Raw genomic sequence first — 23,452 nt, 5'->3', positions numbered from 1 at the left:
ATGTTTCCTCCGCTCCCCAATCCTTCGACGACGGATATGGCATCGCGTTTCTCCGGGAAGGACCTCATCCGCCGCTCGGCGTCGAACGTGCCCGCCCCTGAAAAGCAACTGACCGAAGTCGCCAAGCTTATCGATGTCTCGAAATGCATCGGCTGCAAAGCCTGTCAGACGGCCTGCATCGAGTGGAACGACACGCATCCGCAAGTTGGCGACTTTACCGGCGCCTTCGAGAATCCGCCCGACCTGACGCCGGATATGTTCACGCTGATGCGCTACAGTGAATGGGACAATCCCGAGACCAACGAACTTGAATGGCTGATCCGCAAGGACGGCTGCATGCATTGCGCCGATCCGGGCTGTCTCAAGGCCTGTCCGGCGCCGGGCGCGATCGTTCAGTATTCGAACGGCATCGTCGATTTCGTCCACGAGAACTGCATCGGCTGCGGCTATTGCATAAAGGGATGCCCGTTCAACATCCCACGCATCTCCAAGGTCGACCACACGGCCTACAAATGCACGCTCTGCTCCGACCGCGTGGCGGTCGGTCAAGGGCCGGCTTGCGCCAAGGCCTGCCCGACTCAGGCGATCGTCTTCGGCACCAAGGACGAGATGAAGGGCTGGGCCGCCAAGCGCGTCGAGGACTTAAAGTCGCGCGGCTTCGTCAATGCCGGCCTCTATGATCCGCCGGGCGTCGGCGGCACACATGTGATGTATGTGCTGCATCATGCCGACAAGCCAGAGATTTACAGCGGCCTGCCCAAGGACCCGAAGATCAGTCCGCTGGTGGAGGCGTGGAAAGGTGTCACCAAATACGCAGGCCTCACGGTCTTGGGCGTGGCAGCCGGCGTCGGCTTGCTCCACCACCTGATCATGGGACCGAACAGGGTAACCGAGGCGGATGAGGAGCACGCCGAAGAGTTGACGGAAGGCGCCAGCCATGGCCGCCGATGACCTCCAACCGAACGAACGGATCCATCCTGGCAAGCCGGTGATCGTGGATCGCTACACGGTGGGGGCACGGATCAACCATTGGATCACGGCGGCAAGCCTGGTCCTGCTCGCCCTGTCCGGCCTGGCGATGTTCCACCCGAGCCTGTTCTTCCTGTCCCGCCTTTTCGGCGGGGGCCAGTTCACACGCTTCATCCATCCCTGGATAGGCGTCGTGCTCTTCTTCAGCTTCCTTGGACTTTTCCTTCGATTCTGGAAGGCCAATCTGTGGAGGCGTGAGGACGGGACGTGGCTCGGCCGTTTCCGTGACGTGCTGACCAACCATGAGGACAATGTTCCCGAGGTCGGCAAGTACAATGCCGGCCAAAAACTCGTCTTCTGGTCGATGTCGGTGCTGATCGTGATCCTCATCTCCAGCGGGTTGTTGGCATGGGATCAATATTTCTCCCAGTATACGACAATCGATCAGAAGCGCGTGGCCATACTTGTCCACTCGCTAGCCGCGGTGGCGATCATCGGCGTCTGGATCGTGCATTTCTACTCGGCCATCTGGGTGCGCGGCACCATTCCCGCCATGACGCGCGGACGGGTGACCGGCGGCTGGGCCTGGCGACATCACCGCAAATGGCTGCGGGAGCTCGTCACCAAATCAGGCAAGGGAACAGGATCATCGGGATCGAAGCCCGCCGAATAGAGTGGGCGCTGGTCGGATGACATTGCCGCCCTAGTTTGATGTTTGCACATGATTTTTGTGCCGGTCAGGCAACCACGTGACCCGTGCGGTTCGTGAGGCTCGAATGCCAAGACAGATCATTCCGGCCGGTTCCGACCCCACCGCCATCGGCGAGGTCTCCGCCCCTCCCTTTGCCCGCCTTCCCGAGCCTGAAAGCCTGTTCTCTCGCCGCGCGCGGCGGTGGAACGCGCTGGCGGCAGGCCATGAGCTAGGTCCCTATCTTCGCTTTCTCGCCGCTCTCGCCGATGTGCAGCACCGCATTCAGGAGGGCCTGGCGGAGCCACAGATGCCTGATCCCGCAGCGCGCGAGCGCGCGCGCAGCTTTGGAATGCCGCCGCTCGACCGCAACAGCCTCGCGCTCGAGACGGCCGCGGAGACGCTCGATCGCCTGACTATAGCGGCGGCGGCGATCGAGAAGCCGGTCGCCGCAGCCGATGCGCTGGACCGTTTGAGGCAGGCCACTCCGGCGAAGCGCGCTGGCATGATGCGCAATGTACTCGCCGGTGCGATCCTGATGGAGGCGCTCGCCGAGCACGTCTATACCGCCGCCGCGCTGCAGGTCCACTTCGCCCGTCTCGCCGCCCGCCTCGACGTCCCCCCGCTGGTGCCGGTAGGCGAGGGCGCATGCCCGGCCTGCGGCTGCCCGCCCGCATCATCGATCATTGTCGGCTGGCAGGGGGCTCACGGGTCGCGCTTCTGCGCGTGTTCGCTGTGCGGTACGCTGTGGAACCACGTGCGCATCAAATGCACGTTGTGCGGCTCGACAAAGGGCATCGGCTACCAGGAGATCGAAGGCGGGCAGGGCGTCGTGAAGGCCGAGACCTGCGATTCCTGCGGCCGCTATGTGAAGATCCTGCATCAGCACAAGGATCCCGCTCTCGACCCAATCGCTGATGACGTGGCGACGCTTGGCCTCGACATGCTCGTGCGCGAAACAGGCTATCGCCGCGGATCGTTCAACCCGTTCCTGATCGGCTACTGAGGATGCTATGACCGGCCTGCCCGCACGCGGCCTGCGTGATCTGCCCTCAGTCGATCAGGTGTTGAAGACACCGTTCGCGGCCGTGGCGGTCGAGCGCTTCGGCCAGCAGTCCACGACGCGCGCCGTCAGGGATGCGCTCGAACAAGCACGGGCAGCTTGCCGTACTGGGACTGCAGTGCCCGAACCGAGCGACCTCGCCGCCAACGCGCTCGTCCGTCTCAAGGCCGCGGAGCGCCCATCGCTGCGCCCGGTTTTCAACCTCACCGGGACCGTGCTGCACACAAATCTCGGCCGTGCCCTCATCGCGGGCGAAGCTTTAGAGGCGATGCGCACTGCCATGCGCGACGCGGTGACGCTCGAGTTCGACATCGGGACCGGCAGACGCGGCGAACGCGACGATCATCTGCGGGCGCTTATATGCGATCTCAGCGGCGCCGAGGACGCGACCATTGTCAACAACAATGCGGCAGCAGTCCTTCTCGTCCTCAACACACTCTCGCTTGGCCGCGAGGCCATCGTGTCGCGTGGCGAGCTGATCGAGATCGGCGGCTCGTTCCGTATGCCCGACATCATGGTCCGCGCGGGCGCGAAGCTCGTTGAGGTCGGAACTACTAACCGTACCCATCTGCGGGACTATCTGTCGGCCATCGGTCCAACGACCGGGGTCGTGCTCAAGGTGCATACGTCGAATTATCGGATCGAGGGGTTCACGGCCGAGGTTCCTGCGCGCAAGCTTTCGGCAATCGCCAAGGAGCGCCGCGTACCTCTCGTCCACGACCTCGGCTCGGGCACGATCATCGATCTTACGCAATATGGCCTTGGGTACGAACCGACTGTGGGCGAGGCGATCGCGGACGGCGCCGATCTCGTGACCTTCTCGGGCGACAAGCTGCTCGGAGGGCCGCAGGCAGGTTTCATCGTCGGCAGGAAGGATCTTGTTGCCGAGATCAACCGAAACCCGATGAAGAGGGCGCTTCGCCTCGACAAGCTGCGGCTGGCCGCACTGGAGGCGACGCTGAGGCTCTATCGCAATCCGGATCGCCTGGCGGAACGGTTGCCAACTCTGAGGCTGCTCGCGCGCCCCGCCGTCGATATTGCAGCGCAGGCCCTTCGCCTCGCCCCCGCGCTTTGCAATATTCTGGGCGATCAATTTGCGGTGGACGTCGTGGAATGCCGCAGCCAGGTCGGATCGGGTGCAATGCCGCTCGACACCCTGCCGAGCGCCGGGCTGGCCATCAGCCACCAATCGGGAAGCGGTCAGGCCCTGGAAACGCTTGCAGCCGCCTTGCGCGCGCTGCCTGTTCCAGTGATCGGGCGCATCGAAAAGCAGGCGCTCAGGCTCGATCTGCGCTGCCTCGAAGACGAAGCCGGCTTTGTGACCAATCTCGCAACCTTCTCTCCAGGGGGCAGCGCCGATGCGATGGCTTGATCATCTCGCGCGCAAGGCCGCTCCGGCATCTGCGGCCGACCAGTTGGCCGCGGCCCTCGACGCTGCCAAACGGGGCGACTACGCCACAGCTCTCGGCATTTGGGAACCGCTGGCGCGATCGGGATCGGCTCGCGCCCAAAACAATATCGGCGCCTGCTTTGCCGAGGGGCTCGGCGTCGAGCGCGACCGCATTCTTGCCTTGCGCTGGTTGGCGCTCGCCGCCGAAGCCGGCGATCCAGTTGGGCAGCGGAACCTCGCCTCGCTCTGTTTCCGCGGCGAAGGCGTTGAACAGAATTACCGCCGCGCGGCCGAGCTCTATCGGGCCGCGGCCGAGCAGGGCGACGGACCGGCACAGGACATGCTGAGCTGGATGCTGCTCGAGGGTAAGGGGATCGAGCCCGACATCGCCGAAGCGCGGCGCTGGGCGCTTGCCGCCGCCGGGCAAGGGATCGCATCTGCGATGACCCGTGTCGGCATGCTCTATCACGATGCGCTCGGCGTGCCGCGCGATCCTGCCGAAGCGGTCCGCTGGTGGCGCAAGGCGGCATTGCGCGGCGACGCCGACGGTCAGGCGATGCTCGGCGCCGCCTGCCATCTCGGGGCCGGCGTTCCCGCCGACGCTGTCGAAGCCTATGCCTGGCTCTTGCGTGCGCAGGCAGGCCGTAGTGCTCTCGCAGGTCGGTATATCGACGCGGCGCGCGCCGCGCTCACCGCGGACGAGATCGCCGAGGCCGAGCGCCTTGCCACGTCGTCTATCGAGGAGCCTTCGCCATGATCGTCGGTACGGCGGGGCATGTCGATCACGGAAAGACGGCGCTGGTGAAGGCACTGACCGGCGTCGACACGGACCGGCTCCAGGAAGAGAAGGCGCGCGGCATGACGATCAACCTTGGCTTCGCCTATCTTCCGACGCCAAGCGGGGACGTCGTCGGGTTCATAGACGTTCCGGGTCATGAGCGCTTCGTGCACACCATGGTCGCCGGCGCCAGCGGCATCGATTTCGTCCTGTTGGTCGTGGCGGCCGACGACGGCATCATGCCGCAGACGCGTGAACACCTGGCGATCGTCGATCTCCTTGGCGTCAAGCGCGGGCTGGTCGTGCTCTCGAAGTGCGATCTCGCCGACCCGACACGACGTGCCACCGTTGCCGCGGACATCAGCGCCGCCCTCGCGGGTACCACCCTGGAAGGGGCTGAGGCAATTCCTGTCTCCACTATCACGGGGGAAGGCATCGATGACCTTCGACGCCAGCTGTTCGAAGAGGCATCGCGCTTTGCTAGGCGCTCAGCCTCGGACCGCTTTCGATTGGCGGTCGACCGCTGCTTTACCCTGCATGGCATCGGTACAGTCGTGACGGGCACCGTCCTCTCAGGTAGCATTGGCCTCGGTGACAGCGTGGTGGTGAGCCCGCCAGGGCTTACCGCGCGCATTCGCTCGATCCACGTTCAGGACCAGGTGGCAGAGCGCGGCCGGGCCGGAGACCGCTGCGCGCTCTGTCTGACGGGCGACGGCGTCAGCAAGGAGGCGATCCGCCGCGGAGACGTGATCCTCGATCCCACGCTTCACGCGCCGGCGGACAGGGTCGACGCCGAGTTGCGCCTGCTGCCGCGCGAGCCAAGGCCGATCGGGCAGTGGTTCCCGGTGCGGTTCCACCACGCCGCGGCCGAGGTTGGAGCGAGGATCGTGCTTCTCGGCGACGAGCCCATAGCGCCGGGCGGCGCTGCCAAGGTCCAGATCGTCTTGGAGAGCCCGATCGCCGCCGCTGCCGGCGACGCTTATGTAGTTCGCGACACCTCCTCGCGGCGGACCATCGGCGGCGGGCGTCTCATCGACCTTAGGGCGCCGAGCCGCAAACGCCGTTCGCCGGAACGGCTGGCCAGGCTCGAAGCCTATGCGGTCCCGGCGCCGGAGAGGGCCGTCGTGGCGCTTCTAGACACACCGCCCCGCTATCTCGACCTCGGCGCCTTCGCACGCGACCGGGCACTCGGCGCGGGCGAGGTCGCACGCCTCATCGATCGTCTCGGACTTGTCAGCTTTGCTGTCGGCCAGGCGCAGTTCGTGGTTTCGTCAATGTGCTGGGCTCGCTTCAAGCGCGACCTGAACTCTTTCCTGGAGTCCTTCCATGCCGGCAACCCGGATTTGCCGGGTGTTGGAACGGAGAAACTGCGACTTCAGCTCGATCCCTGTCTTCCCGCGTCGGCTTTCGACGCTGCTATACGCAGCCTCGTCCGCGCCGGTCAGATTGAGCTCGACGGCGCCTGGATACGGCTTCCGGGCCACGAGGTTCGTCTAGCGGCCAGGGAGGAGGCTCTATGGCGTGAGATCGAGCCTCTGATAGCCGGCCCGGTGAGATTCCATCCCCCAAGAGTACGCGACGTCGCGGGGGGGCTTGCCAGGCCGGAAGCGGAGATTCGCCGGCTACTGAAACTTACTGGACGCATCGGCAAGGTGCATGAGGTCGCCCACGACCAGTTCTTCCTTCGCTCAGCGCTGGCCGAGATCGTCGAGATCGTCCGCAGTCTCGCGGTCGAGCATGACGGACAGTTCAGCGTTGCACAGTTTCGCGATAGTGTGGGCAGCGGGCGCAAGGTCGCCATTCGCATCCTTGAATTCCTCGACCGGGAGGGCGTCACCTGGCGGCTTGGCGACCTGCGGCGCATCAACAAGCATCGGCTGGACCTGTTTCGCCGCCAGGACGATAATGGTCCATCCGAAGAAGATTTTGGAGGAGCATCGTCCCCGGTGGGGCGTCCGGACTTCAAATCCGGGAGGGGCCGCGAGCCGGTCCTTGGTGGGTTCGACTCCCACTCTCTTCCGCCACAATGCCAATAAAATCAATCAGTTAGGTGGCAAAAAGCGGTTGTGACATAACCATTGCCCCTCCCCCAAAAAGAAAAGCCCGCCACCGAATGCCCCCCGGGCTTGCAAATTGAGCCTCCGAGAACATCAATTTGCAAAAATGCGAGCCAGATTGACCATCTCGAAACATTAATGTGGTTTTGCGGGAAGTTTCGAGCCCAGCGGTCCCGGGCCTTCATGCCCTGGGTGATCTCAAATGCCCCCCCGGTGACTCAGGGAAGTCCTACAGCGCGCGTTCTTGCCGCCCGCTGTTCCACACCGCTGACACGTCCGGCGCGCTCTGGCGCTTGCCTGTGCGCTCAATGGCGGCAAGTGGTCTGGTTTGGGCGGCAATGCGGATTCGATCAAGCGCTTCCTGCCGCTCACGCTCGCGCTCGAGCCGGTAGACTTCGGGCATCGGAGGATGATCCGCCGGCGGCCGCTTCATGCACCATTGCTGCCGGCGATAGCCCCAATGCTCGATCCCGACGAGATCCGAGCCATCGAACCAGCATGAGACGTTCAGTTTGGCGAAGTGCAAGCACCGCGCCGCCCACCACACCTTGTCGATGTCGCTCCCGCCCGTGCCTTCTTTCCATGGAGTCCAGCCGCGGCCAGGCCGCTCGATAAGCTCGTGATCCTGCATGCCGGGCGATATTGCATAAGCCGCGACTTATAGGCAAGCGTCATGCTCGAAAGCGCCGTTTGGCGCAGCGAGAGAGAATGCTGATTTCGGTTTCGGTCAGCGTGATCTGATAGCGCTGTGTGGAATTCTTCGAGTAGATGTCGTCAGCAATAATCGAGACGGTCACATCGCCGTTCTCGTCGATCTGCACATCCTCGATCTGCAGCGGCGCCGAGTATATGGATTTCGGTGATCCTGGCTTTCGCGCAGGCTGAGCAGACAATCGCATGTGAAAAAGACCCCCTTGCTGTGCCAGCAATTCGGAAGCGGTGGACGCCTTGTCCCTAAATACTGGCGGTCCGGCATGGCCAGTGGGGTAAACCGGCACACGCCGGACCTGACCGGCGGCGCACGACTAGATACTCACAGGCACCGGCTGGTGTTGATTATATGAGGAAATTCCTGGGATCATCGCCATCCGAACGAAGGACGAGGTACGGCGCCCTGTCTGTAGCGGCCCGACGGTTCCGCGTTGGGGTAGCGTTGGATGAGCCGCCGGGCCTAGCCGACTCGGGTGGGGAGCCGGCTGTGGCAGAGGTTATATTAGCGCGGCTGCATGAAGATCACGGTTGATGACTTTCCACCGTTTTTCGCCCATGGCAAGCCGGGAGCGGCCCGGCCGGCTGGCGGGGAGGCCAGCAAACGCCGGGCCTAGCCGGCGGGGACTCGGAAACGAAACATGGGCACCGGCTCGCTTAAATATACGCCTCTGCCGAGATGATCGGCACGCATCCGTTGGTAGTATGCCAGAATCGCTAGGCCGGCCCTGGCGAGCACCGTGGCGCGGCTATCGGCTATCTAGAGCGGATCGCCGCCATTCCACCGGCGAGGCGCACTGGCCGATAAGAGCGGCCGGCGGTTCCGTTGGGTAGCGTTGGTGGATGACCGTCGGACCTACGGCGCTAGGTATCGAACGCGGCTCCGGCTGGCGAAACAATACGCTCTTGCCGAAATAATAGGCACGTATCCATAAGGACGACGAATTCCTCATCCCGGATCGCTTGCCAAGACGTTCATTTCTAACTCACGGCTTTGAGACAGTAGCCCACGTGCCGTCCGGCTTACATTCGTTCCCCTCATGGACGGCACCCGTGCTGTAGAATCTTTGTCCAAACACGCAACCCGAGGCTGACGCCTTGCTGGTCTCCCACGCAAACGAGGGCGTGCACAACATGACGCCATCGCCAGCGCGAACCGTTGCTCCAGGGGAATAGCTCGTCGATCCCAGCCAGCATCGCGGCTGCTCTGGAGCGACTTGCTCTTGGGCGAATGCCGCATTTGAGATCAGAAGCGCTGCCGTCACGAGCATCATGCGCATGAATCACCCATTCTCTCCTCCGATCGAAATAGAACCGTCAGACGGAGCTAATGTTCCCCTATAGATGGCCGGCAGGCCCGGCCTGCAGAGCCGGTAGACATTTACAAATGATGTAGCTGCTTAGGTTCCTTCCTCGAAGTCCTGCATGGTTGCATGGCGAAGGTCTTCCTCACCGCGCAGGTGCTTCACGCGGCCGATCAGCCCGGCTTGACCGCTCCGCCATTCCTTCACTCTTTGGGAACAGGGCGACGAAGCGCGGCGTTGAACACCGAAGGGACGGTAGTCCTGTCGCTCTTGATGTTTCGAGAGGGCGTCGGACATTGAATCTTGGAGAACCATCATGCGAGCGCTAATCGTTTTTGCAGCGTTTTCCCTGCTTGCTGGCCCGGCGTCAGCAGCTGATCATCTCTTCACCGCCACAGCGGCAGGCGGTTTGACGACCTCAAGCCAACCGTTCCAGAACGGCATAAACAACAAAGCTCCGACCGGCGAGGATGTGCCCGGGCAGGGTAGTCCTCTATCGGGAGAGGATCATACCGTGCCGGCCACCGATACGCAGACTGGTGCTTCAGTGAGGTCTATGCCTTCGGCCACCCAGGACAAGACGGCACCTTCGGCCAATGCCCGCTGACAGTCGCCTCGATGAAAGGGAAGGGAGGCGCCCTCAGATCGTCAGGGCCGCTTCCCGATCAGGAGCAGGGCGTCCAGCGCCGTTGAATCAGGATTCGCTACCGCGCCCGTATCGGCGTAAGGTTAATAGCCGCCCGCGACTAAGCAGGCGTACGGGCGCTTGAAAGAGATCATCACGCTTTCGCCTCATCTGAGGGCAGGAAAGCGTCATGGCTTTCACCCAACATACAGGCAAATTCACACCAGAGGAATTGAGCCTTCTCCAGAGGGTGTTTGATCAGTTGTGCGGCGAGCGCCGGCTCGCCCTTAAAGACCGGGATCAGCGGGAAAATCTCGCCTGCGAAGTCATAGAAGCCTTTCAAAACGGCCTCACGGACGAAGCCGAACTGTGGCGCGCGCTTTCAAGACTCATAAGCCGTGCGAGCTCATCGGTCTATTGGATAATCGCATCTTTTCCCACAACTTGGACGTGGTAGGTCCCGCGCTGCGCCCGGCCGCCAAAAGGCGATCATGTTAGCACACGCTTGACGAACCCGCCGATCGCGCCAGACTCCGTTAACCATGGCGAAGGGCATCAAGATTGGCGATGAGGTCGCGATACGGTGACGGCGCGCCGGACAACGCGGCGCTAGATGCCCATCTATGGTCGAAGTAGGGTCTCTCCATACTTCGACCACAACTGCTCGCAATCTCTGCGCCGAAGGCTATGCAATTCCGGTCTGCCATAGAAAACCATCGCGGCTCGGAGGTCGTAACCCAGGATCGAAGCGTTTGCCACAAACTGAATGGCCTCCCCTAATCGGCAGGGCTCGATCTTGGCATCGGATCCGGTGGTAATATCAACAACACCTAGGATCTGCGCCTCTTCGTTCTTGGCTGCCAAAGCGGCAGCCATGGCCTCTTCTGTCACATCTCTTGCTCTCCAGGGTGAATTTGCTCCTCTCGAAAATCCTGCATCGTCGCATGGCGAAGGGTGTGCTCGCCGCGAAGGAATTTCACCCGGCCGGTGATGCCCGGCTTCACCCATTCGACATCATCGGCAAAGGCGCTTGGCACGCGCCGCGCTGGCTTGGCTGCCTTGGCCTCCTGCACACGCTGCCAGAGCCTTTCCCTGAGGCCCTGAGGCAGCGTGACGGCGGCAGTCCCGGCATATCGGCCATTGCGCGCCATAAGCGCCGCAGTGGGCTTTCCTGGCTCGCGTCGGATGCCGAGAAGTTCGAAGTCGCCGACCTCCCAGCACTTGGTCTTAACCCAGGCTTCCATCTTGCCGCTGCGATAGAGGCTTTCCCGGCGTTTGGAGACTATGCCCTCTAGGCCCATTTTCTCGACGGCTTCGAAGAACGCAGCGCCACCGCCCGCGACGTGATCGGAATATTGGATGATGCCTTTGGCCGGCTTCACCAGATGATCCCAGAGCTTCGCCTTGCGATCGATCAGCGGCAGTGCGCGCAGATCCTCGCCGTCGAGGTGCAGGATATCGAACGAGACAAAGGCGAGTTGCTCGGCGTTCCACGTCATGCGCGAATGCATTTCATGGAAGTTCGGCCGGCCGTCAGGCTCTGGAGCGATCACCTCGCCGTCAAGGATGAAGGCTTTCGCCGGCAGCTTTTCGGCCGCAGCGACGATAGGCCAGTAGCGTTTTGACCAGTCGTGGCCATTTCGGGAGAAGGCGCGAACTCCTGCCCAGTCGCGGATGATCTGGGTCCGAAAGCCATCATATTTGATCTCGTGCAGCCAGTCGTCGCTGATCGGTGGCGTCTCGACCTGGACAGGGTCGAGCGGCTTGATGAAGGATAGCCGGGTCGTTTCGGCAGGTTTACGCATATGAACCGCAACGCGATACTGACAGTTTGATTCAATATCGCACATCCGTAAGCGTTCCATTAGCTCTTGCTAAAGGGCGGTGGAACTCCGCGCGGTTCTGTCTCTAGGAGGAACAGCCGATGGCAGACGACAAGAGCAAGCGCGGTGGCCGCGACCGCATCCCCTACGCGGGTGCCGAAGCATGAATGCCTTTGGGCTCATCCAATATGAGAATAGAGGAACCAAACACCGTCGTTTTGCCAAGTTGGCAGCAATGCAAGAGGGCCTATAGCTCGCTAGCCGGCGAAACTGTCTCTCCGTTTGCCGGTAGGCCCGGCGGTTGAGAGTCCCACCCGCCCCCCGGCCGTCGGGCCGCCGGACTTCGTTGGCGCATTTCAAATGATCCCAGCCCGCAATCTATTTCCGCACAATGCAGAATACGTCTTTAGGCTGAGTCGGATGCCGACACCGGCAATGCTAGCGTAATAACTGCTGAGCTTATGGAGTTATCGCCATGGTAACCGGAAAAATAGACCGTTCGGAAAAGAACCCAGAGAGTCTTGTCTCAGAAGCTCAAGCGCGTCGCGACTTTCTCAAGAAAGCCGGACGTTTCGCTGCGGTGACGCCGCCGGCCATAACACTTTTGCTCGGCACAAGCTTGAACTCGAGGGCGATCGCCAAATCGAGCGGATCGCAACCGGGCCATGGCTGGGGGGATACGAACCACATCCACCTCGGCCCCCCAGGCGGTGGTCCGAAGAAAAAATAACGACGTGTCGCCGGCCTGTTTCGAGTAGAAGTGATGTAGCTGCTTAGGTTCCTTCCTCGAAGTCCTGCAGCGAGGCATGCCGCAGCGACCTTTGGGCGCCCGTCCGCGCCTTCGCCATCGATATAGCCTGCAAGCTCTTCCGTCCATGTCGTAGCAGCTAGGCTGCTTCAGGCAAACACCGGATTGATGGCCATTAGGCTGCCCTCCGTGCCGACGCGGTTGTTTTCTGCCTGTCCTGAAGGCTCAGAGCGTCCTCAAGACGCTGCGCCTGGGCGGTGGTCGAGTTGAGCGCTGAATTCAGGGAAAGGACGGTCGCAACATCCTTGCTGCGCATCGCGCTGCGCATCAGTCGGCGCATGCCGAGGATCCTGCCGCGGAGGTCGACCCGATCGCCGAACCGCTGCAACTCGATATCGGTTGTGAAGCCTTTCCAGCCATTTTCCAGCGCTAAAAGAGCGGAAAAATCGCGTTTCTGGGACGGATTCATCCATGCCGGAGCGGCAGGAATGGCGGTTTTGCGCGGTTTTGAAGAGGATTTAATCATCCAAGGCCCCTAAATCGCGGCGCCAGAAAGAAAAATCTGCGAATAACCCCGAAGCGGTAGGCGCGCCCGTTGCAACCGATGATCGTACGGTGCCCCCCCCTGGTTGCAGTTGGCGACGGCCGCTGCCTGCGTCCTGAAAACGGGTGCAGCCGTCGCCATGTCCCCAATGCCGGCGCTCGCCATTGGGACAACCTCATTGTAACTCAAGGCTTGGCGCGCCCGGCTCGTCGATCAGACGGCGGATTTCGCGGTAGTGTTTAACCCGCCACGGCTCCAACTGCTCATCCTTGTACCGCCGCAGCGCCTGGTTCACCTCGTCGCATGTCGCGCCTTCGGCGAAGAGCTCTTCGGCATATTCGCGGCAGGCAACCAGGCCGGCCACGAGTAGCTGCGCATTGGCATCGGCGAGCAGCGATTCCTTCTCTTCAGACGTCATTCGCCACATCCTTTTTGACCTGGCCGCGCAGCTTCTCTTGGCTCGCCTTCCACCGTTCAAATTTCTTGGCGCCGTAAATCGCCTTGACCAGTGCGTCGCGCTCTTCTGGCGTCTGCGGGCTACGATGAAAGACCGTCGGCTTCTTCGAGGCGTTCATTCTTCGACCACGCGTTTTCTTGTTTCCAAAATTCTGCCCGCGCTGTCGTGCTTAGTGACCTCGGTAATCTCGACCTTGGTGGGCTTCCTCGGTTCGTTGCCGGCGATCCGTTTGCCGACCGTGTCGCGCTGCGGCAATGGCACGCCATCCGCTTTTGCACAGAGGGTGAAAACCCTGTTCCCATCGCCAGGCTCCACGCCGGTGGTATCCAGATTCGTGTGCCACAGGCACCCTCTGTGGGTGACGAGCGAGCCGGCCGAATAGCGGACCTGCTTTTGAAAAACGCCGAGATACTTGACGCCGACAACGACGCCGCTTTCGAGATTGGCGATGCGCCTATCGAGAAGCTTGGCGATCGTTTGCAGTTGCCTCAAGGTGGACATCGTGGAAGCGTCGGAAACCGCAGCTTCTTGGTGCGAAAACAGGCTGTTCGGCCCGACATCGATTTCGCTCATCGTCCGCGCGATGGTATCCATGTAGAAATCGAGCAGGTGACTGTGCGAGGCGAGCACCTGGTTGACGTCGGTGAGACTGTCCAGGTCAGGCTCGGGGTGATTTTTAATTTGCCATGCCGGCGCCGCGTGCTTCTGTTGAGCAACAGCCGCGGCCGGTGTCTTGGGCGTGACGTCGATTCCCGTCTCGACAGAAATTTGCTTGGCGACAAGTTCGGCGCGCTCTGCGTCGACCAGCTTGATCTGGTCGTCCATCGCGTCGCGGGTGGCGCCGATGTTCTGCCACTTGGCGTCAACGAGTTTCTTGAGAGCTTGTCGAGATCGCGCCGGCGGTCGCGGATCTGCTTGAGCTCGAAAGCCTTAATTTCATCTGGCGTCATCCACCGCGGTTGCGGCATCGGCTCTACCAGGGCCACCTCGCTCGTCGGATGCTCGCGATCGGCCCGCTCGATCACTGCGCCGGGGACTGCGGCTTCGCCCGGGCCCGCGATCGAAATCTCGGTCAGCAGCCACTTTCGGGCGATCGTGGAGCCGTCGCGCAAGGTCTCGGCCTCCTGGACCTTAGCGCCGACCGAGACCTCGCTTAGATCGCCGGCCGTTATGGCTTTGAAGGCTGCGACGTCGTCGACACGGGCACGGAAGCGCAGTGTGCGACCCGATGGCCAGATTTCTAGTATCTCGCCGATCTTGTGATTCTTGCCGTGCCTCTCGAACAGCGGAACCGGAGCATCGGGGGACCAATATGCGCCGGCCGGGTCCAGCCGCTCGCCATTGTTGCGGTTGCGGCTGTCCGTCGTCGCAATGCCTTCGACGATCGACTGGGCATCGTGCAAGACTTTCAGCGTTTTCCGCACGCGTTTCACCTAGAGTTTTTTCAACAGCGCGATCATGGCAGAGCGCGCCCCGAATTGTTTTGACGCGTCACAAAAAAATCTGGTGCCTGCAGCCTCGACTTCCGACCAGCTCCAGGTGTCGCGCTCGACCGGCTTGGGCTTCAGATAGCCGGTGTCGACCAAGAACTCGACCGCGTCGACCGCCTTGACCTCGACGCGCATCACGCGCAAGCCGGCCGCCTGGCGCTCGACATAACGGTCTTGGCGTGGACGTTTTTTCGTGGTGGCAAACTTTTTTTCTACACGAATTGCGCAAGGAACAACCAGCCCAGCGGTGTCCCCGCCTGCCTTTGCCTCGATTGTCGACCTCCCCGCCCTCATGGCAGTGCGCCCATGGTGAGGGCCATGACGATGCCAACGGCGAGGATGAGCAGCAGGAGCGGGAGCGCGTTCATTGCTGCATCCCCGCGGCATCCCTACCCGTAATATCGAGAGTAGTGGTGGTTTCCGCACCAAGGCCTGTAGTGGTGGAATCCGCACTACAGATTTCCGGTTTGTGGTGCGGTTTCCGCACTGACTTTTGGCGTTTTTCGCCACTGGACTTTTGTTTTTTGGTGCCTCTCTTTTTCGACGCTACCCGGGCGGCGTGCGCAAGCATTTCCGCTGCCTCGATCGTCTCGATACTGCGCCAATCGTCGGTCGGCTCGATCAACTCGGTCGGCCGATAGGTGAGCCGGAATTTGTTCGACTGCCGCCACTCGGCGTTTCCAGCTCGGCCCACTTGCGTGATCTCGACGAACCCGAGCGCTACAGCCTCGCGGATAGCCGGCGCGATGGCATGCCGGTGGATGCCGTAGGCTTCGAAGTCGTCGAAGGTCGTCGGCAGCTTGCCGTTGTCATTGCCGCCGTGGCGCGCCATCTCGATTTCGAGGCGAGCAAGGACGCGGTGACCGGAGAGTGAGAGCGCGCGATAAGCCGGCGACTCCAGCATCTCGACGAGGCGCCAGGCGAACTGGCCGCCGATCTGGGTGCGCTTGCCTTTCCGCGCTTTGGTCATGCGGCGCCGCCGTAGTGCGATTGTATCCGTTTGGCTTGATAATCGGCGTGATTACGGGTCTTGCCGGCGACGCCGGCCTCTTTGGCCGCGGCGCGCGCCCGCTCGATCGGCGGGGAGTGGTAGTCGAAGCCGATGAAGTGCGAGTTCGGGAATGCCTTGGCCATCAGCACGGTCGAGGCGCCACGCCCCGCAGCCGACATCGGCGACGTCTATGCCCTGCTCCAGCTTCTCGACCACGCCGTCAAGCGCCGGCAGCCAGGACCCAATCAGGTCGGCCGGAAGAAGCGTTCTGTTCCGCGGAACAGGCAGGCGCTGTGATCGTGCCAGCCCAGCCCCTTGCCGGAGCGGAAGGCCAACCGCACCTTCTCCTCGTCGAGCCATAGGGTCGAGACGACCTCGAAGGCGCCGGCCATGAAGGCCGGGCTGTCTTCGCTGACGAAGACCTGCTCTTGCTCGGGGCTGAGGTAGAAGCCGTCGCCGGCCTCGTCATATTCGACACAGCCGGCAGCCGCCTGCGCCGACAGCCATTCGCGGACCAGCCGCTCCTGCGTGCCGGTCCGGCTGTCATCTTGCCGCCCTCGCTCATGGCCGCGAACAGCCTCTCAGCACGACCGCAGCGCCAGTTGTGATTGCGCCCAGATCGCCGATCATCTTCCAAGAAGCCCCTCAAGCTTTTCCTGGTCGGGTTGCGTCTCCTTGATGCGTTCCAGCATTGGCTTTCTCCTCCGGCTCGATCCCAAACACCCGCCACGGGCGACAAGCCAAATCATCCTCAGCGGGGAAGGCCTCGCCAAAACAATCCATTATTCACCCGGGGCGACTGCCTCGACGGGCCGTCCCTATGCGCTGCTCGAAATCTGATCGGCATGGCCGGGTCGGCCTCCATCGAGCTAGATCTCGTCGAAGCGGCTTCCTTCCTGGGACGGATCGCGCGACAGCACGCGCTCCTCGTCGTCGTTGGGCAAAGCCTCGTCGCTCTCCTGGTCGGGATTGTCGTCATCCTCCTCGGGCAGAGTCCCCTCGGTTTCCCGCAGATCCGGACCGTTCTCGGTGACGACGCTGTCGGGAAGCACTTTGTTGCCCTCGAAGGAATCCCAATCCTGTTGTTCGATGGCCGGCGCTTCGGCTTCATCCTGCTGTACGGTTCGCTGCTTGTTGCGAGGCTCCATGTCATCCTCCAATGCTCAAGCTTCCGTTGAGCAATCCCTCGCAAAGCGGATGGTTCCGTCGTGCATTATCCGGAAGCCGCAGTGAGCGGCGCGATGGTGGCCGAAACATTGTTCAAGACGCGATCCTTTGGCCTCGAGCAGATCAGTCCGGTCTATTCGATCTGCTCGAACGTGCACTGGCGCGGCGCCTTGTCAGGTCGCCATCGCAATAGCCGGGTGCCATGCCTGAAACGCTCGCCCGTGACATGGTCAAACCGGACCTCGACGACCAGTTCGGGACGTACCGGCTCCCATTCTCCGCTGCGCTCCGTGCTCCAGCGGCTCGGCCCGCCGGGCGCCTTTCCGGTGAAGCCCAGCCCACCACGCAGCGCCTCGAGTCTCTGGGTGAGCGCGGTACGCTCGTCATTGGCGATGGTCGAGGTGAAGCCGACATGATCAAGTTGTCCGTGATCGTTATAGAGGCCAAGCAGTAGCGAGCCCACCTGCCGCTTGCCGTTCAGATAGCGGAAGCCGCCGACCACGCAGTCGGCCGTGCGCAGCCGTTTGACCTTGACCATCGCGCGCTCGCCCGCCCGGTATGGTTCGTCGAGCATCTTGGCGACGACACCATCGGTCGAGCCATGGCCGGCTCCCTGCAGCCATTCGCATGCTGTAGCGACACTGGTGGTGGAAGGCGACAGCCGGAACCTAGCAATGGGCGCCTTGGATACAAAGGTTTCCAAGGCTTTGCGTCGATCGCTCAAGGGTAGTTCGAGCATGACCTTGCCGACCGGCGCGACGAGCATATCGAAGAGAATCAACTGTGCCGGCGTCTCGACGCTCAGCTTGCGGATACGGCTTTCCGCGGGATGGAGCCGCATTTGCAGCGCATCGAAAGAAGCGCGACCGTCGATCTCGATTATGATCTCGCCGTCGATGACGAAATCCCTGGCGTCAAGGCGTTGCATCGCCGCCGTCAAATCGGGAAAGTAGCGGCCTAGCGGCTTGCCGGATTTCGCCCTGAGATCGACGGCCTTGCCGTCCTTGAAGGCAAGGCAGCGAAATCCATCCCATTTCGGTTCGTATTGCCAGGGACCATTTCCCTCCGGCAACACTTCGGCCGTTCGTGCCTCCATCGGCGGCGTTTCCAATGGCAACGGGAAGTCGTTTCCTGGCACCGCTACCATCCTTCCTGCGCGTCATGGTGCGGCAGGCCGATGTCGCAGCAGACCTGACCTGTAAAGATTGGCGACGAGGGGCGATGGGCTGGTTGCACGGTCAGCCACGAGAAGCCGGCGACGGGCACCCAGGCCAGTGCCGCAACAGCGTTTCCGGTTGCATGACGGCACATGTCGCAATTGCAGTAATGCACACGCGGTTCGCTCGCCAGGCGGTGGCGGATATTGCCACACAGGCACCTGCCGTATCGCTCGACGACCGTGTTTCGCGCAGAGACCTCCGGTTTTCCCATCAAGCTTGAACGCCTGATCGAAGATGCGGTTTCGGCAGCGCGGGATTTCACGCGTCGAGGTCGATCAGGGCGATGCCAAGCCCTGGCCGTTTCGTGCGGCGCAGATAGACGGGCGACTCCAACACGGTGACTTCGAGCGTCGGCTTCACCACGCCCTCCAGCAGGTGCCCGCCGCGTGTCGATCCATCGCTCAGTCCTAGCACCGCATGTAGATGCAGGCTGGGCTTGCCGTTGTCGTCGACGGCAATGTCGCCAATGGCGCTCAGCACTTCGCATTGTTCTTCGACCGGTATCTTGCGGTAGGATTTCGAGCCAAAGTCGAACCAGCCGACCGTGGCTTTTTCAAACGCGCCGATCGCCGTCAGCGAGGCACCCGCGATCGCCTTTTGACCGGCGAATTCGGAAAGGGCGGCAAATGCTTCCTCCCGAGGATCCAGCACGACCACGAATGTTCTTTGTCCGGGGGTCTCGGCGACCAGTTTCGATTTCATGATGCCCTTCGCATCCAGTGCTGATTCCTTCGCAGAACTCATAGCCAGCACGCATGTTCCAACCGTCGCGGAACCTGGAGGCCAATCCGCTCCTGGATAGCGCAGTCACAGTTCGGTGAAGTTGCCGAAATCCCTAGCTGGAAATTTGGAACATCGGCCCCCTTGAGAGGTTAGCGCAGGAAAGAGCCAGCCAGGAGGGAGCCATGTCTCAACCTACAGTCCTACCTCGCCACGGACTCAGCAGAAGAAGCTTCATGGCAGGCACGGTCTCGGCGGCTGCCGCCGCGCCGTTGCTTGCCTCGGCCGCGCAAGCCGAGGCGCCGACTGCCTCCCAATCGAAATTGAGGCAGCCGGTCGTCACCTCGTTGCGGATCAACAAGCAGGTCTATGAGCTTTCGCTCGACACGAGGACAAGCCTGCTCGACGCCCTTCGAGATCATGCCGGACTTACCGGCACCAAAAAGGGCTGCGACCACGGTCAATGCGGCGCGTGTACCGTCCTGGTCGACGGCAAGCGTGTGCTGTCTTGTCTAAGCTTCGCCGTGATGAATGAAGGCAAGGACATCACGACGATCGAAGGGCTCGCCTCCAGTGACGGCAAGCTACATCCGATGCAGCAGGCCTTCATCGACCATGACGCGTTCCAGTGCGGCTATTGCACACCCGGACAGATCCTGTCGGCGATCGGCTGTGTCAATGAAGGGCACGCGGGATCCGAGTACGACATCCGTGAATATATGAGTGGCAATATCTGCCGTTGCGCCGCCTATCCCAACATCGTCGCCGCCGTCCTGCAGGCACGCGACGAGACCAAAGGAGCTTGACATGCGCCCTTTCGTCTACGAACAGCCGACGGATATTTCCGCAGCGGTGGCGATCGCGTCCAGCTTTACGAGCCGTGACGACCAGCCGACGCGGGCGAATGCGCAATTCATCGCCGGCGGCACCAACCTTGCCGACTATATGAAGCTCGGCGTCGCTGAGCCGGCCCGGCTGCTCGACCTCAACCGGCTTAAGGATCCTAGCCTTAGGCAAATCCGGGTAACAGATGATGGCATCCGATTCGGCGCCCTGGTCCGAATGGGGGAGGCGGCGGATCATCGCGACGTCAAACAGCGGTATCCGGTCATCGCCGACAGCCTGCGGCTGGCGGCAAGCGGCCAGATCCGCAACATGGCAAGCCTCGCCGGCAACGTCCTACAGCGCACGCGCTGCGAATATTTTCGCGAGACGTCTTGGCATTGCAACAAACGGGCGCCCGGGTCTGGCTGTGCCGCGATGGAGGGCTTCAATCGGCAGCATGCGGTGCTGGGGACCAGCGACGCGTGTATCGCCACTTATCATGGCGACTTCGCCCAGGCGCTGATCGCGCTCGATGCCGTCATCCATGCCGAAGGTTCGCGCGGCACGCGAAAGATACCATTCGCCATGTTGCATCGGCAGCCCGGCGAGACGCCGCATATGGAAACCGACCTTGCGGCCGACGAGATCATCAGCGCCATCGAGGTGCCCGCCATGCCGTGGGCCCGGCGCTCGCTCTATTTGAAGATCCGTGACCGCGAATCATATGCCTTTGCGCTGGCTTCGGCGGCCGTTGCGCTCGACCTCGACGGCGAGACTGTGCGCGAGGCGCGGATAGCGCTCGGCGGCGTTGCGACCGTGCCCTGGCGAGCCAGAGCGGCCGAACAGAGCCTGCAAGGCAAGAGGCTTGATGACGCTTCGGCGGGAGCGGCGGCGGACGCTGCCTTCGCCCAGGCGCAGCCGCGCAAGCACAACGCATTCAAGATCGAGCTCGGCAAGCGAACGCTGGTGCGCGCGCTGCTCGAAACCCGAAACATGAAGGTGTGACCATGGACGCTGCCGCTCCAAGACCAAAAGAGAATCAGGGCGAACCGCTGCCGCGCATCGATGCGCGGTTGAAAGTCACTGGACAGGCGCATTACCCGGCCGACCTGCCGACCGCCAACATCGCTTATGGCGCGCTGGCCACCGGCACCATCGCGCGTGGTAAGGTGACGAAGCTGCATCTGGACGATGCTCGCGAGGTGCCTGGGTTGCTCGACATTGTCACCTATGGCGCCATGGACAAGGTCGACAAGCCGAAATTCGGCAACGTCGGCGCCACTTCAATCGCACCGCTGCACGACCGTACGATCTTTCACGATGGCCAGATCATCGCGCTCGCGGTCGCCGAGACGTTCGAGGCGGCTGAAGAGGCGGCGCAGTTGATCCGCGCCGATTATGAGGAGGAGACGCCGTCGGCGAGTTTCGACAGCCCAGGCACGAAAACCATCCCCGCCGCCGGCAAGAGCCCGCTTTTCAAGGAAGATGTGAAAGCCGGCGATTTCGACGCGGCCTACGCCTCCGCCGCGGTGAAGATCGATGCGCGCTATTCGACACCGACGCAGCATCACAACCCAATCGAACTCTTTTCCACGACGGCATATTGGCAGGGCGACCAGCTGATCGTCCACGAGCCTTCGCAGAATGTGACCGGCTGGAAGGTCGAGCTTGCGCGGCAACTCAGGATCGATCCGGCGAACGTGCGCATCGTCAGCCCCTTTATCGGCGGAGCGTTCGGCTCCAAGGGACCGATGACGCCACGCACCGCCATCGTCGCGGTCGCCGCCCGGCGGCTGGGCCGTCCGGTACGTTGCGTGACCAGTCGCATGCAGGCTTTCGGCACTCAGACTTATCGGGCCGAAACCCGGCACCGCATCAGGATCGGCGCCGGCAAGGACGGCCGCATCACTGCCTTCGCACATGAGGGCTGGGAGGTCACGTCGCGCCCGGACGCGTATGTCGTCGGCGGCACTTCGGCTACCGGCCGGATGTACGACTATGGCTCGGTGCTGACCCACGTCTCGCTGGTGCAGGCTGACCGCAACACGCCGGGCTATATGCGTTCGCCGCCCGAGACGCCTTATGTCTACGCGCTTGAAAACGCCATGGATGAAATGGCCGTGGCACTCGGCATGGACCCGGTCGAATTCCGTCGCATCAATGAACCGAAGAAGGAGCCGATCGGCAAGAAGCCGTTCTCCAGCCGCTCGCTGATCCAATGCTACGACCAGGCCGCGGAGGCCTTTGGCTGGGCGAAGCGCGAGGCTAAAGTTGGCGCGATGCGCGACGGTGACTGGCTGGTCGGCATGGGTTGCGCCACCGCAATTTATCCAACCGCCGTCGCGCCATGTGCGGCGCGTGTGCGCCTGACCGCCGACGGCGATGTGCGCGTGCAGTGCGGCTCGCACGAGATCGGCACCGGCGTGCGCACCGTGGCCGGCCAGATGGCCTCGGAGCGGCTGGGCGTTGGCATCGACCGGGTCAGCGTCGAAATGGGCGACAGTGCCCTGCCTCCAGCTCCGGTCTCGGGCGGCTCGATCTCCACCGCCAGCGTCTGCTCAGTGGTACTCAAAGCCTGCGACGCCATCCGCACCAAGCTTTATGCCGCCGCGACCGCCGAGAGCGGTCCGCTGGCCGGCTCCCACAATGAGGAACTCGACCTTGCCGACGGAAAGATCGTGGCGAAGGGAGGCGCTTCGGCCAGGGTCGAGGATATCTTGAAGACAATGCAGGTTGGCGCGATCGAGGAGTATGCCGAGTTCGCGCCCAAGGGCGCGCCGCCCGAAGCGCTGAAGAAGCTCTATTCCGGCATGCCGGAATTCCACGGCGGCGAGCAGGATGAGGATGCGGTGAAATACGCGTTCGGCGCCGAATTCGTCGAAGTCCGCATCAACCGCTACACTAAGGAGATTCGAGTGCCGCGTCTCGTCGGTGCGTTCGCGGCCGGCCGCATCATGAACACGCGCACAGCTCGCAGCCAGTTGATGGGCGGCATGATCTGGGGCATCGGCCAGGCGCTTCACGAGGCGACCGAGGTCGACAGGCACTACGCCCGCTATGTGAATCGCGACCTGCAGGACTATCTCGTGCCGGTCAATGCCGACGTCAAGGACCTGCAAGTGATCCTGGTTCCGGAGGTCGACCACGCGGTCAACCCGGCCGGCGTGAAAGGCCTGGGCGAGCTGGGCAATGTCGGCACGGCCGCCGCCGTCGCCAGCGCGGTCTACCACGCGACGGGCAAGCGTATCCGCGACTTGCCGATCAGGATCGAGCAGTTACTCGTTTGAGATCTATTCCTTCAATCCGGCTACACGCTCTAGCAAGGGCTTTTGCAGGATGGGGAAGGAGCCAATCGTCAGCATAACGAGGTTCCTGCATGTCTGGACGAAGCCGTTGGTCGATTGCGCCGTAGACAGAATACGTTCGCTCAACTCGATCCAGCGACGCCCTACCGGTCGACGCTCATCCGTGTAGCCCGCAAGCGTGCGGTTGTTGAAACGTCGGGCGAAGCAAGCTGCGTCCTCAATACCGAGATTCATGCCGCGCGCGCCACGGCGGTTCGGTCCGGGTCAGCCCTGCATGCATTGGGATCTGGTCAAAGATCATCTAGTGCCACGAGTGCCTCGCCGCCAGCCGCAACGATCGGGACCTCCAGCACAAATCACGCTTTGACGCCGGAACAGCGCAAGCGGTGGACGCCTTGTCCTGAACCCTGCGAAATTCGCGAGGCTTCTCAAGTCCGGTTGTTAGCCCTGCCGAGCACGGCAGCCAGTTCACGTGACCGCTCCATACGCCGCCGATTCTTTTCGATGAGTTCCTGAGTTTCCTTGATGCGGATAAGGCTTTCTCGCTCCCTTTCATCGAGGTGCTTAGAGACGTTTTTGG

Annotated in this window: 25 protein-coding genes, 1 tRNA gene and 1 pseudogene; 10 read left to right on the top strand and 17 right to left on the bottom strand. The window is 62.3% G+C overall.

All coding sequences use genetic code 11. The annotated features are described in order from the left end of the window. From fdxH to F3H96_RS29815, 7 genes and pseudogenes are all read left to right on the top strand, one after another. The gene (gene fdxH / locus F3H96_RS29845) at positions 1–951 is read left to right on the top strand and encodes a formate dehydrogenase subunit beta (RefSeq protein ID WP_149805223.1); all 951 of its coding nucleotides are present in this window, start codon (positions 1–3) and stop codon (positions 949–951) included. Next, positions 938–1,642 carry a formate dehydrogenase subunit gamma gene (locus tag F3H96_RS29840; protein ID WP_149805222.1) on the top strand — a complete coding sequence of 235 codons (705 nt, stop codon included), beginning with the start codon at positions 938–940 and terminating at the stop codon, positions 1,640–1,642. Before fdxH ends, F3H96_RS29840 begins: the two co-directional genes overlap by 14 nt. A 103-nt stretch (positions 1,643–1,745) precedes the next feature. Continuing rightward, a complete protein-coding gene (gene fdhE, locus F3H96_RS29835) occupies positions 1,746–2,663 on the top strand; it encodes a formate dehydrogenase accessory protein FdhE (RefSeq protein ID WP_149805221.1) in 918 nt (305 codons plus the stop codon). Between the two features lie 7 nt (positions 2,664–2,670). Further along, complete coding sequence (gene selA, locus F3H96_RS29830; protein WP_149805220.1) at positions 2,671–4,092, top strand: L-seryl-tRNA(Sec) selenium transferase; 1,422 nt, start codon at positions 2,671–2,673, stop codon at positions 4,090–4,092. Continuing rightward, on the top strand, positions 4,079–4,867 hold the full coding sequence (locus F3H96_RS29825) for a tetratricopeptide repeat protein (protein WP_149805219.1): 789 nt from the start codon (positions 4,079–4,081) through the stop codon (positions 4,865–4,867). Before selA ends, F3H96_RS29825 begins: the two co-directional genes overlap by 14 nt. Then, positions 4,864–6,690 (top strand): annotated as a pseudogene (gene selB / locus F3H96_RS29820) (selenocysteine-specific translation elongation factor); the annotation flags it as partial. The gene F3H96_RS29825 and the pseudogene selB, both read left to right, overlap by 4 nt. Positions 6,691–6,816: 126 nt before the next feature. Beyond that, positions 6,817–6,912 (top strand) — tRNA-Sec (locus F3H96_RS29815). Between the two features lie 262 nt (positions 6,913–7,174). Here the strand turns inward: F3H96_RS29815 and F3H96_RS29810 are convergent. From F3H96_RS29810 to F3H96_RS29735, 16 genes are all read right to left on the bottom strand, one after another. Next, positions 7,175–7,576 carry a hypothetical protein gene (locus F3H96_RS29810; protein WP_149805218.1) on the bottom strand — a complete coding sequence of 134 codons (402 nt, stop codon included), beginning with the start codon at positions 7,574–7,576 and terminating at the stop codon, positions 7,175–7,177. Between the two features lie 40 nt (positions 7,577–7,616). Further along, positions 7,617–7,943, bottom strand: coding sequence for a hypothetical protein (locus F3H96_RS29805; protein ID WP_149805217.1), 327 nt, complete (start codon positions 7,941–7,943; stop codon positions 7,617–7,619). A gap of 1,793 nt (positions 7,944–9,736) precedes the next feature. Beyond that, positions 9,737–9,925 (bottom strand): hypothetical protein, encoded by a 189-nt coding sequence (locus F3H96_RS30825; protein WP_188131599.1) that lies wholly within the window; start codon positions 9,923–9,925, stop codon positions 9,737–9,739. Between the two features lie 278 nt (positions 9,926–10,203). Further along, positions 10,204–10,458 (bottom strand): hypothetical protein, encoded by a 255-nt coding sequence (locus F3H96_RS29790; protein ID WP_149805214.1) that lies wholly within the window; start codon positions 10,456–10,458, stop codon positions 10,204–10,206. A gap of 11 nt (positions 10,459–10,469) precedes the next feature. Continuing rightward, positions 10,470–11,387 (bottom strand): RNA ligase family protein, encoded by a 918-nt coding sequence (locus tag F3H96_RS29785; RefSeq protein ID WP_149805213.1) that lies wholly within the window; start codon positions 11,385–11,387, stop codon positions 10,470–10,472. Positions 11,388–12,328: 941 nt separating this feature from the next. Next, entirely contained in the window at positions 12,329–12,679 is a 351-nt protein-coding gene (locus F3H96_RS29775) for a hypothetical protein (protein ID WP_149805212.1), read from the bottom strand. 193 nt (positions 12,680–12,872) lie between these two features. After that, positions 12,873–13,115, bottom strand: a complete 243-nt coding sequence (locus F3H96_RS29770; protein ID WP_149805211.1) for a hypothetical protein — start codon at positions 13,113–13,115, stop codon at positions 12,873–12,875. After that, positions 13,105–13,272 (bottom strand): hypothetical protein, encoded by a 168-nt coding sequence (locus F3H96_RS30820; RefSeq protein WP_188131598.1) that lies wholly within the window; start codon positions 13,270–13,272, stop codon positions 13,105–13,107. Before F3H96_RS30820 ends, F3H96_RS29770 begins: the two co-directional genes overlap by 11 nt. Further along, complete coding sequence (locus F3H96_RS29765; RefSeq protein WP_149805210.1) at positions 13,269–13,979, bottom strand: hypothetical protein; 711 nt, start codon at positions 13,977–13,979, stop codon at positions 13,269–13,271. The genes F3H96_RS30820 and F3H96_RS29765 overlap by 4 nt, the downstream gene beginning before the upstream one ends. Positions 13,980–14,587: 608 nt before the next feature. After that, positions 14,588–14,938, bottom strand: coding sequence for a hypothetical protein (locus F3H96_RS29760; protein ID WP_149805209.1), 351 nt, complete (start codon positions 14,936–14,938; stop codon positions 14,588–14,590). Positions 14,939–15,008: 70 nt separating this feature from the next. Next, complete coding sequence (locus F3H96_RS29755) at positions 15,009–15,614, bottom strand: hypothetical protein (RefSeq protein ID WP_149805208.1); 606 nt, start codon at positions 15,612–15,614, stop codon at positions 15,009–15,011. Further along, positions 15,611–15,778 (bottom strand): hypothetical protein, encoded by a 168-nt coding sequence (locus F3H96_RS30815; RefSeq protein WP_188131597.1) that lies wholly within the window; start codon positions 15,776–15,778, stop codon positions 15,611–15,613. Before F3H96_RS30815 ends, F3H96_RS29755 begins: the two co-directional genes overlap by 4 nt. A 102-nt stretch (positions 15,779–15,880) precedes the next feature. After that, positions 15,881–16,027, bottom strand: a complete 147-nt coding sequence (locus F3H96_RS30810; protein WP_188131596.1) for a hypothetical protein — start codon at positions 16,025–16,027, stop codon at positions 15,881–15,883. Between the two features lie 477 nt (positions 16,028–16,504). Then, complete coding sequence (locus F3H96_RS29745) at positions 16,505–16,783, bottom strand: hypothetical protein (RefSeq protein ID WP_149805207.1); 279 nt, start codon at positions 16,781–16,783, stop codon at positions 16,505–16,507. A 152-nt stretch (positions 16,784–16,935) separates the two neighbouring features. Continuing rightward, complete coding sequence (locus tag F3H96_RS29740; protein WP_149805206.1) at positions 16,936–17,949, bottom strand: ATP-dependent DNA ligase; 1,014 nt, start codon at positions 17,947–17,949, stop codon at positions 16,936–16,938. 331 nt (positions 17,950–18,280) lie between these two features. Then, on the bottom strand, positions 18,281–18,724 hold the full coding sequence (locus tag F3H96_RS29735; protein WP_149805228.1) for a PPC domain-containing DNA-binding protein: 444 nt from the start codon (positions 18,722–18,724) through the stop codon (positions 18,281–18,283). A 254-nt stretch (positions 18,725–18,978) separates the two neighbouring features. On the opposite strand from F3H96_RS29735, the gene F3H96_RS29730 reads away from it, so the two are divergent. The 3 genes from F3H96_RS29730 to F3H96_RS29720 are packed head-to-tail and all read left to right on the top strand — an operon-like array spanning position 18,979 to position 22,854. Further along, positions 18,979–19,548, top strand: a complete 570-nt coding sequence (locus F3H96_RS29730; protein WP_188131595.1) for a (2Fe-2S)-binding protein — start codon at positions 18,979–18,981, stop codon at positions 19,546–19,548. A 1-nt stretch (position 19,549) separates the two neighbouring features. Then, the gene (locus F3H96_RS29725; protein ID WP_149805204.1) at positions 19,550–20,572 is read left to right on the top strand and encodes a xanthine dehydrogenase family protein subunit M; all 1,023 of its coding nucleotides are present in this window, start codon (positions 19,550–19,552) and stop codon (positions 20,570–20,572) included. 2 nt (positions 20,573–20,574) lie between these two features. Next, positions 20,575–22,854: a xanthine dehydrogenase family protein molybdopterin-binding subunit gene (locus F3H96_RS29720; RefSeq protein ID WP_149805203.1), complete on the top strand. Its 2,280-nt coding sequence runs from the start codon at positions 20,575–20,577 to the stop codon at positions 22,852–22,854. 3 nt (positions 22,855–22,857) lie between these two features. Here the strand turns inward: F3H96_RS29720 and F3H96_RS29715 are convergent, their stop codons facing one another. Then, complete coding sequence (locus F3H96_RS29715; RefSeq protein ID WP_188131594.1) at positions 22,858–23,106, bottom strand: hypothetical protein; 249 nt, start codon at positions 23,104–23,106, stop codon at positions 22,858–22,860. Between the last annotated feature and the right edge of the window lie 346 nt (positions 23,107–23,452).

The sequence above is a fragment of the Mesorhizobium sp. NFR06 genome, from assembly GCF_900115245.1.
Taxonomy (GTDB): domain Bacteria; phylum Pseudomonadota; class Alphaproteobacteria; order Rhizobiales; family Rhizobiaceae; genus Mesorhizobium.
This window is presented reverse-complemented; position numbering and strand designations above follow the sequence as displayed.